Source organism: Novacetimonas hansenii JCM 7643 (assembly GCF_000964405.1).
Taxonomy (GTDB): domain Bacteria; phylum Pseudomonadota; class Alphaproteobacteria; order Acetobacterales; family Acetobacteraceae; genus Novacetimonas; species Novacetimonas hansenii.
Genome location: NZ_BANE01000025.1, coordinates 1 through 9,951, shown reverse-complemented (window position 1 = coordinate 9,951; position 9,951 = coordinate 1). Strand labels below are relative to the sequence as shown.

Here is a 9,951-nt window from a genome sequence, read left to right as displayed (position 1 = left end):
CGATCAAAAGGCGGCACCCAAAAACTTTTCTTTTTTATCAATGACTTGTTTTCAAACACGCTCTTGGTGAAGCTTTTTTTAAAGAGCTTTGAGAGATATCACCTTTCCGACAGGGCAAGGTCACGCCTGAATTTATCCCATTCCTTATCAATGGGTTGCTTTCAAAATGGTGTCCCGATCCCCGCAGGCATAAAAAAAGCCGGCATTCCTGCCGGCTTTTCCCACTGATGTCCGAATGGACAATCAGGCCAGGATTTCGGTGCCTGCAAAGAAGAACGAGATTTCGTTCTTCGCGTTTTCCAGGCTGTCGGAACCATGGACGGAGTTTGCTTCGATGCTTTCGGCGAACTGCGCGCGGATGGTGTGGGCCTCGGCCTTCTTCGGGTCCGTGGCACCCATCACTTCGCGGTTCTTGGCCACCGCATTTTCGCCCTGCAGCACCTGCACGACAACCGGGCCGGAGACCATGAAGGACACCAGATCGTTATAGAACGGGCGTTCCTTGTGGACTTCGTAAAACGCGCCAGCGGTGGCGGGCGTCAACTGGATGCGCTTCTGCGCCACGATGCGCAGGCCCGCGTCCTCGAACACGGCGTTGATCTTGCCGGTCAGGTTGCGGCGGGTCGCGTCGGGCTTGATGATCGAAAGGGTACGTTCGACGGCCATGGAACTGGCTCCTTAACTCAAATACGTTGGTTCGACAGGACAGGATGCCCGTCGAAGGGCAAGTGTCCCTGCCTCACGCCATCTAGAGCATATCGGTCAGGACTGGTAGGTACTACCGTGACGAATCCTGCCATCCGCGCCACATATTCCCGGAGTACCGCGTTTCGTGAGCCTGCTTGTCATAACCGACCTGACCCTGCGTATTGCTGGACGCACCCTTCTGAACGGGGCCAGCCTGACCATTGATCCTGGCCGCAAGGTGGGGCTGGTCGGGCATAACGGGGCGGGAAAATCGACGCTGCTGGCGGCGATTGCGGGGGATATCGCACCCGATGGCGGGGACATACGCCTGTCCTCGCGCGCGCGCATGGCGCGCATCCGGCAGGAAGCACCCACCGGGCATGGATCACTGCTCGACACGGTGCTGGCGGGGGATACAGAACGCACATCCCTGCTGGCAGAGGCCGACAGCGCGACCGACCCGATGCGCATTGCCGACATCCATGAACGCCTGCGCGCCATTGACGCCCACAGCGCACCTGCACGCGCGGCGGGTATCCTGTCCGGGCTGGGATTCGACATGGCGGCACAGGCACGGCCGGTGTCTGACTTTTCGGGCGGGTGGCGCATGCGCGTGGCGCTGGCGACGGCGCTGTTCCTCAACCCCGACCTGCTCCTGCTGGATGAACCGACCAACCATCTCGACCTCGAAGCGACATTGTGGCTGGAGGGGTGGCTGGCGCGGTTCGGCGGTGCGGCCCTGATCGTCAGCCATGATCGCGGGTTGCTGGACCGGGCGGTGGACGCCATCGCCCACCTTGACCGCGGCAAGCTGACGCTGACCCCCGGGGGGTATGAGGAGTTTGTGCGTATCCGCACAGAACAGGCCCTGCAACAGGCCCGCATGGCCGAACGCATCAATGCGCGCCGTGCGCACATGCAATCCTTTGTGGACCGGTTCCGCGCCAAGGCGACCAAGGCAAAACAGGCACAGGCACGGCTGAAGGCGCTGGAAAAGCTGCCGGTTATCGAGTCGGTGGTGGAGGATGCGCCCAGTCAGTTCTCCTTTCCCGAACCCTCCCCCCTGCCGCCGCCGATGCTGACGATGGACCGGGTATCGGTGGGGTATGGCGACACCACCATCCTGTCGCACCTGACATTGCGCATCGACATGGAAGACCGCATCGCGCTGCTTGGCGCGAACGGCAATGGCAAATCCACCTTTGCCAAGCTGGTGGCCGGGCGGCTGGCGCCACAATCGGGCACGATGTCACACAGCCCGCGCCTGCGCGTTGGCTATTTCGCGCAGCACCAGGCGGAAGAGTTGCGTCCCGACGAAACCCCGGTCGATCACATGGCCCGCGCCCTGCCCGATGCGACCCCGGTGGCGGTGCGGTCGCAACTGGCACGTTTCGGGCTGGATGCCGCGCGCGCCGAAACGGTGACGCGCGACCTGTCGGGGGGGGAGAAGGCGCGCCTTCTGCTGGCGCTGGCCACGCGCGATGCGCCGCATCTGCTGATCCTTGACGAACCGACGAACCATCTCGACCTTGATGCACGCGATGCGCTGATCCGCGCGCTTGCGGAATTCGAGGGCGCGGTGCTGCTGATCAGCCATGATCCCCATCTTGTCGAACTGGTGGCCGACCGGCTGTGGCTGGTGGGCGATGGCGCGGTGCGCACGTTCGAGGGCGATATGGCGGAATATCGCACATGGCTGATCGAACGCGCCCGCGCCGTGACCTCTGGTGGGGAAAGTGCGCGTCCCGTCGCGGCCCCCCGGCGCGAGGACCGACGCGAACGTGCCGAGGCACGCAAGGCGCTGGCCCCGCTGCGCCGCCGCATCCGCGATGCGGAAGCCCGCATGACGAAACTGGCGGCCGAGCAGGCAAAGGTCGAGGCGCGCCTTGCCGATCCCACCCTGTACGAAGCCGCGAACAGCGCGGATGAGGTGACAAAGCTCAATACCCGCCTTGCCGCCCTGCGCCGTGACCATGAAGCGGCGGAGGAAGACTGGCTGGCGGCGGAAACGGAACTGGAGGAAGCCGGGACGGAATAACCGCACCGCAACATGCAGGGACCATGCGACACCGAAACACCATGGCCCCGGCACTGGCACTGGCACTGGCACTGGCACTGGACCATGCCCCACACCACTGTCTGATGGCGCTTTTTTTAACGCGCCGGGGCAGGTTGCCGCCGCACACAAGACGAGAGCGGAAAACCTTTTCATGATTTTTCCCATGTGCGGGCTTTTCCAGCGGTTTCCTATACGCTTCCTTCATTCCAGGGCTGCATGTGTGTCCCGACGACATATGCACGCCATGCTCTTTTTGTGATCCTCAACACCATGCAAAAAAAATCATGGCTCCTTACGGCATCCGGCAGGCTTGTGCGTTTGACCTGAAGCCCCTTGCGCATCACGGGGCAATCAGGTTCCGATCCCCCATCCTTTCATTCACCAACCCATGGATATCTTATGACCCCTTCCACGACAGAGCACGCCGCCTGCCCTGATACCGATCAGGACGCCGATCATGATACCGGGTCGGAGCAGCAGGCCCCCGCTGACGTGACGGACAATGCCCCCCCTGCCGACCCGCAGGCGGAACAGCTTGCCCGCATACACCACCTCCTGCGCCTTGCACTGACGGTCACGGTGCTGGTGGTGTCGATCTGGCTGGTGGGCGATGTGTTGATGGTACTGTTCGCCGCGACGCTGGTGGCTGTCATCCTGCACAACCTTGCCGGGCATCTGGAACGACGCACGCGCCTGCCTTACTGGGTCGCACTGAGTATCGTCGTGCTGATCATCATATCCGCCCTGACGGCCCTGATCTGGAGCAGTGGGCCGGAAATTTCGGAACAGGCGCTGCGCCTGCGTGCCGCATTGAGCGAACAGGCCCGCACATTGCGCGATCGCATGGACGACAGCACACCCGGACGCATGATCCTCGACAACCTGCCCTCTTCATTTGGCGGTAACGAACATTCCTCCGGCGGCAGCGGGTTCGGGTCCATCGCAGGGTCCATGACGGGGTTCGTGACCTCCGCCTTTGGCGCGGCCGGCACTCTGGCGGTCATCCTGATTGCCGGACTTTATTTCGCGATCTCGCCCGAAATCTATGTCAATGGCATGCTGCGTCTGGTGCCACGTGAATACCGCATGCGCACGCGCGACCTGCTGCTGACGGCCGGACAGACATTGTGGGCATGGACGGCGGGACAGGCGCTGGACATGACGGTCGTGGGGCTGCTGTCATTCATCGGGCTGTGGATCATTGGCGTCCCGCTTGCACTGGCGCTGGGCGTCGTGGCGGGACTGGCGAACTTCATCCCCTATATCGGGGCCTTTGTCGGGGCGGTGCCCGCCGTGCTGATCGGACTGTCACAGGGCACGCGCGAAGGGCTGACCGTGCTGGGCCTGTATGCGGCCATCCAGTTTTTCGAAGGAAATGTCATGGCCCCCCTGATCCAGCGTCACGCGGTAAAGATGCCGCCGGGCCTGACCATCCTGTCACAGACGATCTTCGGCACGATCCTTGGCATTCCGGGGCTTATCCTTGCCTCCCCGCTGACGGCGGCGCTGCTGGCGATGATGGACCGGGCCACGCCGCAACTGTCGGATGATGAACGGGTCTGAGGATACAGGGATACACGAAGACAGGGGCGTCGCCTTCACGGACAAGGAGGCGACGCCCAATAAGGTCCGTTTTTATCGGGTCAGCTTATCAGGTAGCTTCATAAAGCTACTTTTATCAGCACCTTAGGCCAGTGTCGCGACATCGACGAAGGCCATGCCCGCATTGCGTGCGGCGGTCATGCCTTCACGGCTGTCCTCGAATACGAAACAATGCGCTGGCGCGACACCAAGTCTGCGCGCCGCGGCCAGGAACAGGTCGGGTGCGGGCTTGCCCTTATCCACGTCATCAATGGTCAGCATGGCATCAAACAGGTGATCCAGCCCCACCCGCACCAAAGACGCCTGCACGATCTGGCGTGACCCGTTGGAAGCCACAGCCATCGGCAGGCGGCGATGATATTCCCGCGCAATGGCCGCCACGGCGGAGATTTCCTCAAGGTCCACCAGCATCTCATGCAGGCTGCGCCGGGCGGTCGCGATAATAAGCTCCCGGTCCACCGCACCGCCAAGCCTGTCTTCGACGATATCAAGCACCATGTGTTCGGACATGCCGCCCTGCCCACGGAACCATTCACGCGAAATGGGCCGCCGCGTCACCTGCTCCAGCGTTGTCATCCATGCCCGCAGGTAAAGCGGCAGCGTATCAACCAGCGTGCCGTCACAATCGAAGATCAGTGCCCGGGTTCCCGGCGGCACGACACTCATGGAAATGCGGACCGGGGATAATCGAACTGGTTCGCCAGTTCACGCAGCGGGCCAAAATCCTTGTCATTGAAATGATGGATACGGATGACCGCGCCGGGCTTTTCCTCGATGAAGACGGTGTTGTTCCAGTCCGCCGCGCTGATCCCTGTCCACAGGGTGATGCGGAACGGCCCGGAATCCGCAGGTGCGCCCGACGCATTGTCAACATGCGCCACCTGCATTTCCATGACGGCATCCCCACTCGACGGCGGGGTCTGACCCAGCGGACCCCAGCCGGCCCTGTGTCCCGCCAGCCAGTCATTGAGCATCTTGACCTGCGCCGTGGTCAGCACACGGTCCTTGCGCATCGGGCCGACCGACATGGTCCCTGACTGTAACTGCGGGAATGTCAGCGGATGGAAATTGGGCATGGCCAACGACCACAGCCCCGCGGCCGTACCAATCGTGATGACCAGGAACCCGATCAGCAGGGCTGTCTCGCGTCTCATATGTGTCTGTTCTCCCTGGCGCGTGGGTATGCGCCGTGTGCCACGGGACGCGCGGACGCACGCCCCATCATCACTGCCGGATCACGCGGTATTCCGCGATACCGTGATCCAATACCGCAAATGCCCCGCCCGCGACCAGCCTGCCGATGTCAGGACAGACACGCGACAATGCCCGCATCAGCCGCCCGCAGCCCCGCATATGGCGGCCACAACCCGGCCCACATCATGATCCGTCAACTGCGGATGTAATGGCAGGGCGAGGATACGGCGTGACAGATCCTCCGCCACAGGCAGGGACACGCCATCATGGTGCGGCTGGTATGCAGGCTGCAGATGCAACGGCAGGGGGTAATAGACGGCGGACGCCACATTGCGCGCCTTCATCTGTTCCTGCAGGGCCGCGCGGTCCTGCGCATCGCGCGTCAGCACGGAATAGATCGCCCATGCCGATTCGCTATCGGGCACGCGCGCGGGCGGCACGACCCGTTGCGCAATGCCGGCGTCATAGGCGCTGGCAATGTCACGACGGCGGCGCAGGTCCGCGTCGAAACACTCCATCTTTGCCAGCAGTACCGCTGCCTGCAAGGTATCAAGGCGCGCGTTCATGCCCGTGCGCAGGACCTCATAACGGGTCTTGCCTTCCCCATGACTGCGCAGGGAGCGATAGAGTTCCGCGCGCTCGGGGTCATCGGTCAGGATCGCACCCGCGTCGCCATACGCACCCAGCGGCTTTGACGGGAAAAAGGACAATGTTGTCGCCGCGGCCTCCCGTCCCAGCTTGCGGCCTGACAGGCTGGCGCCAAAGGACTGCGCACAGTCGGCCATCAGATACATATCCTGTTCCGCCGCGATGGCACGCAGTTCCGGCCATGGCGCGGGCTGCCCGAACAGGTCCACGCCGATGATCGCACGTGGGCGCAACCTGCCCTGCGCGCGGACATCGGCAATGCGCGCACGCAGGCTGGCGGGGTCGATCTGGAACGTGTGGGGATCCACATCGACAAAAACCGGCGTCGCCCCCAGCACAAGCGGCACCTCCGCCGTGGCGGTATAGGTAAAGGCGGGCAGGAACACGGCGTCACCCGCACCGACACCTTCGGCCATCAGGACGATCTGGATCGCATCCGTGCCCGACGACACGCCCACGCACGCGGCGGCCCCGGCATAGGCGGCCAGCCGTTCCTCCAGCTCGGACACCTCCGGCCCCATGACAAAACGGCAATGCGTCATCACCGCATCAATACGGGCGCGCAGGTTGGGGCCGATTTCGTCCTGCTGTCGGGCCAGGTCCAGAAAACCAATCGGTTTTTCAGCCGGGGAGGTCATGACGCATTCCTTTCACAGTCGGTCTGTCGGGCTGACGCCATGGGGGCGCCATGATGTCCCATATGGACGAATTCAGGCACAAGCTCCTTGAGCAGCGCAAGCGCGGTGCAATCATCACCTGCCCTGCACGCCCTTACAATCGCATCCATGATAGAGGTCGCCAGCGCAAGGTCCACCGTGCGCGGCGTTGCCATGCGCAATCCGCGATAGCCGGTGGGACGCGGCACCTCGCGCTGGTGAAACAGGTCTTCCGACAGTTTTTCCCCCCGTCGCGCCCCCGTAAAGCGGATGTCGATATCCTGTCCCGGGCGCAGGCCCGCCAGCACGATCATCTGATGCGCAAGATCGACAATGCGCACCGGCTGTCCCATGTCGAGGACGAATATCCCCCCCATGCGCAACATGTCGTCGATCTCCCCTTCGCCGGGCCGAGAGTCCAGCCCGCAGGCGCTGGCCTGCAGCACAAGGGCCACGGCCTCGGCCACGGTCATGAAATAACGTTCCATGTCCGGGTCGGTAATCGTCAGCGGTCCGCCACGTTCGATCTGGTGGCGGAACAGGGAAACGACCGAACCCGCCGACCCCAGTACGTTGCCAAAACGCACCGTGATGCAGCGCATATCCGTCGCATCACGACGCGCCATGATGTCGAGTGCCTGACAGTACATTTCCGCCACACGCTTGGACGCGCCCATGATGCTGGAGGGATTGACCGCCTTGTCGGTTGAAATCTGCACCATCGCACGCGCGCCGTGCCGCCGTGCCGCATCCGCCACCACACGGCTGCCCTCTATATTGGTCAGCAACCCCTCGCACGGGTTGTCCTCCACCATCGGGACATGTTTCAGGGCGGCGGCGTGAAAGACCAGTTCGGGCCGGTACTGCGCAAATACCTGTTCGATCCGCCGTGGGTCACGCACATCGGCGATCACGATATGACGCTCCACCCGGGGGGCATGTTCGGACAGGTCCACATCAATGCGCCATAACGCATATTCCCCGTTATCAAGCAGGATCAGGCTGGAGGGCGCATAGCGGGCGATCTGCCGCACGAGTTCCGTGCCGATGGACCCCCCGGCCCCTGTCACCAGCACACGCCGCCCCCGCAACATCCCCGCCAGCCGCCCGAAATCGGGGGTGACGGGGGGACGGTTAAGCAGTTCCTCAATTTCGACCGGATAAAGCTCGCTCCACTCCGGGGCGGTGATCGCGGCGATATCGGGCATGCGACGGACCTGCACGCCATGCGCCTGCGCGGTGCGCAACACGGCGGCCAGTGCCGCGCCCGTGCAACGCGGGTCCACGATCAACATCGGTGACGGCACATGCCCGCCCTGGCACAACCGCGCCAGCACCGCATCAAGTTCATCCACAGTGCCCAGCACGGGCACACCGTGGATACGCCGCCCCCGGCGGTGCGCGCCATTGACCACCATGCCCGCCACGGCCATGGCTGACGATGCCGCATGCATGAACAGGTCTGCACTGCGGCCGTCAGCCACCAGCACGACCCGGCATTGCCCGACCTGTCCCGCGCGCGCGCGGCGTTGCTGCCGCCACAGCCGCCAGCGTTGGTATGTCAGGCGGCTGCCCACCAACATGACCAGCAGCACAAGCGCATGGATGACGGGAAAGGCCGGCGCCCCCGTCCCGTGCCCGACAAGCGCCATTGCCGTTGCATGAAAAAGGGCGGCAAGTGCAGCAGCCCACGCCAGCCGCCAGAAATCCGCGGCCCCGGAAAACCGCCAGTGCTGCTGCGCAATGCGAAAGGGCAGGCCCGCCGCCAGCAGCGCGATGCCACCGGAAAGCATCGTATGCCACCCCCACGAAGCCATGCCGACACCTGGACGGTCCAGCCATTGTGCGCACGGCACGGCGCAGGCCCCGATACAGAAATCGAGCACAACGTTCACCACGATCGCCCGGACCGTAAGAAGCCGATGGACCAACGCGTCAGGCCTGAGGGATTGCACAACCATTGCCCCTCCCCCTATAGCCCAGCAACGAAAGCGCCCAAAGGAAAGATCATGTCCCAAAGCGTAAAGTCGGCCCCATGATGCAGAAATCATTCCTGTTCGTGGTGGTCTGGGCATTTTCCGTGCTGCTGGTACGCATCATGATCCATGTGCGGGTACTGGATCATCCTGTCGCGCGCAGCGCCCATGACACCCCCATCCCGACCGGCGGCGGTATCGGCATCATGACCGCATTCATGGCCGGGTTCGCCCCTGCCTGCACGATATGGGGACCGGCATCAGCGCGTCCCGCCACGGGGGGTTTTATTGGCGCGCTGGCGCTGCTCTGCCTTGTGTCGTGGTATGATGACCTGCACACGCGCCCCATTGCGCTGAAACTTGTCGCACAGTTCGCCGCCGCCATGATGATCGTCGCCTGCCTGCCTGCCTACACATCCCCACTGACAACCGTGGGCGGTGTCGCATGGCTGGTTTTCATGGCGAATTGCGTGAATTTCATGGATGGCCTCAATGGCCTTGTTTCCGGCACGTCGCTGTGCGCGTGCCTGATGCTGCCATGGCTGGCACCCGCCGCGATGGCCACCGCCATTACGCCGATCACCGGGAGCATGGCCGCCGCAACCGCCGGATTCATCCCGTTCAATTTTCCCAATGCCCGGATTTTCATGGGTGATGTCGGCAGCCAGGGATGCGGAATGGTGCTGGGGACGCTGGGACTTATGCTGGCGCACGATGGCGGCACGGCATGGGCGATCGTGCCACTGCTGATGTCCGGGCTGTTATGTGATGTGATCTTCACGCTTGTGCGGCGCTGGCGCGCGGGCGAGTCGATTGTTACGGCCCACCGGGGCCACCTGTATCAGGTGGCCCATCGCAGCGGCCTACCCTGCACGGTGCTGGCACCGCTGGCATGGGCAATGTGCCTGTGGGGGGGACTGCTGGCATGGCTGCTGCGGCAGGGGGCCCTCCCCCTCTGGGCTGCCTTCACCCTTGCCGGGGCGGCGCAGGCCGTCTGGATGGAATATGTCCGGCACCGTGCCCGCACCCATCATGTGGGCCGGTGGTAAGGCAACCTTGGCAAGAGACCATTTGAAAACACGCCGTTGATAAAAAACAAGAAAAGTTTCTGGGTGCTGCCTTTTTTTCA

Annotated in this window: 9 protein-coding genes; 4 read left to right on the top strand and 5 right to left on the bottom strand. The window is 63.2% G+C overall.

Going from position 1 to position 9,951, the window contains the following annotated elements; genetic code table 11:
- A partial coding sequence (locus B7G66_RS18340) for a hypothetical protein (RefSeq protein ID WP_206778180.1) occupies window positions 1-228 on the top strand: 228 nt, incomplete at its 5' end.
- 15 nt (window positions 229-243) lie between these two features.
- On the opposite strand, the gene ndk is transcribed toward B7G66_RS18340, so the two are convergent.
- Window positions 244-666, bottom strand: a complete 423-nt coding sequence (gene ndk, locus B7G66_RS01945) for a nucleoside-diphosphate kinase (protein WP_003618259.1) — start codon at window positions 664-666, stop codon at window positions 244-246.
- Between the two features lie 166 nt (window positions 667-832).
- Here ndk and B7G66_RS01940 point away from each other — a divergent pair, with 166 nt between their 5' ends.
- Together B7G66_RS01940 and B7G66_RS01935 are read left to right on the top strand one after the other, a co-directional pair.
- Window positions 833-2,725, top strand: a complete 1,893-nt coding sequence (locus tag B7G66_RS01940; protein WP_003618257.1) for an ABC-F family ATP-binding cassette domain-containing protein — start codon at window positions 833-835, stop codon at window positions 2,723-2,725.
- Between the two features lie 420 nt (window positions 2,726-3,145).
- The gene (locus tag B7G66_RS01935) at window positions 3,146-4,309 is read left to right on the top strand and encodes an AI-2E family transporter (protein WP_003618252.1); all 1,164 of its coding nucleotides are present in this window, start codon (window positions 3,146-3,148) and stop codon (window positions 4,307-4,309) included.
- Between the two features lie 123 nt (window positions 4,310-4,432).
- On the opposite strand, the gene B7G66_RS01930 is transcribed toward B7G66_RS01935, so the two are convergent.
- The 4 genes from B7G66_RS01930 to B7G66_RS01915 form a co-directional block, all read right to left on the bottom strand.
- Window positions 4,433-5,014 (bottom strand): HAD family hydrolase, encoded by a 582-nt coding sequence (locus B7G66_RS01930; protein WP_003618251.1) that lies wholly within the window; start codon window positions 5,012-5,014, stop codon window positions 4,433-4,435.
- Window positions 5,011-5,502, bottom strand: a complete 492-nt coding sequence (locus tag B7G66_RS01925; protein WP_003618250.1) for a hypothetical protein — start codon at window positions 5,500-5,502, stop codon at window positions 5,011-5,013. The genes B7G66_RS01930 and B7G66_RS01925 overlap by 4 nt, the downstream gene beginning before the upstream one ends.
- A gap of 177 nt (window positions 5,503-5,679) precedes the next feature.
- The gene (locus B7G66_RS01920; protein WP_003618247.1) at window positions 5,680-6,828 is read right to left on the bottom strand and encodes a DegT/DnrJ/EryC1/StrS family aminotransferase; all 1,149 of its coding nucleotides are present in this window, start codon (window positions 6,826-6,828) and stop codon (window positions 5,680-5,682) included.
- Window positions 6,825-8,807: a polysaccharide biosynthesis protein gene (locus tag B7G66_RS01915; protein ID WP_040510496.1), complete on the bottom strand. Its 1,983-nt coding sequence runs from the start codon at window positions 8,805-8,807 to the stop codon at window positions 6,825-6,827. The genes B7G66_RS01920 and B7G66_RS01915 overlap by 4 nt, the downstream gene beginning before the upstream one ends.
- Window positions 8,808-8,881: 74 nt before the next feature.
- Here B7G66_RS01915 and B7G66_RS01910 point away from each other — a divergent pair, with 74 nt between their 5' ends.
- Window positions 8,882-9,871 (top strand): MraY family glycosyltransferase, encoded by a 990-nt coding sequence (locus B7G66_RS01910; protein ID WP_003618245.1) that lies wholly within the window; start codon window positions 8,882-8,884, stop codon window positions 9,869-9,871.
- Window positions 9,872-9,951: the final 80 nt, after the last annotated feature.

Excerpts from the sequence above, each read along its gene's own strand:
- ndk (WP_003618259.1), bottom strand. The coding sequence starts at position 666 with ATGGCCGTCGAACGTACCCTTTCGATCATCAAGCCCGACGCGACCCGC.
- B7G66_RS01935 (WP_003618252.1), top strand. The coding sequence starts at position 3,146 with ATGACCCCTTCCACGACAGAGCACGCCGCCTGCCCTGATACCGATCAG.
- B7G66_RS01930 (WP_003618251.1), bottom strand. The coding sequence starts at position 5,014 with ATGAGTGTCGTGCCGCCGGGAACCCGGGCACTGATCTTCGATTGTGAC.
- B7G66_RS01925 (WP_003618250.1), bottom strand. The coding sequence starts at position 5,502 with ATGAGACGCGAGACAGCCCTGCTGATCGGGTTCCTGGTCATCACGATT.
- B7G66_RS01920 (WP_003618247.1), bottom strand. The coding sequence starts at position 6,828 with ATGACCTCCCCGGCTGAAAAACCGATTGGTTTTCTGGACCTGGCCCGA.
- B7G66_RS01915 (WP_040510496.1), bottom strand. The coding sequence starts at position 8,807 with ATGGTTGTGCAATCCCTCAGGCCTGACGCGTTGGTCCATCGGCTTCTT.
- B7G66_RS01910 (WP_003618245.1), top strand. The coding sequence starts at position 8,882 with ATGATGCAGAAATCATTCCTGTTCGTGGTGGTCTGGGCATTTTCCGTG.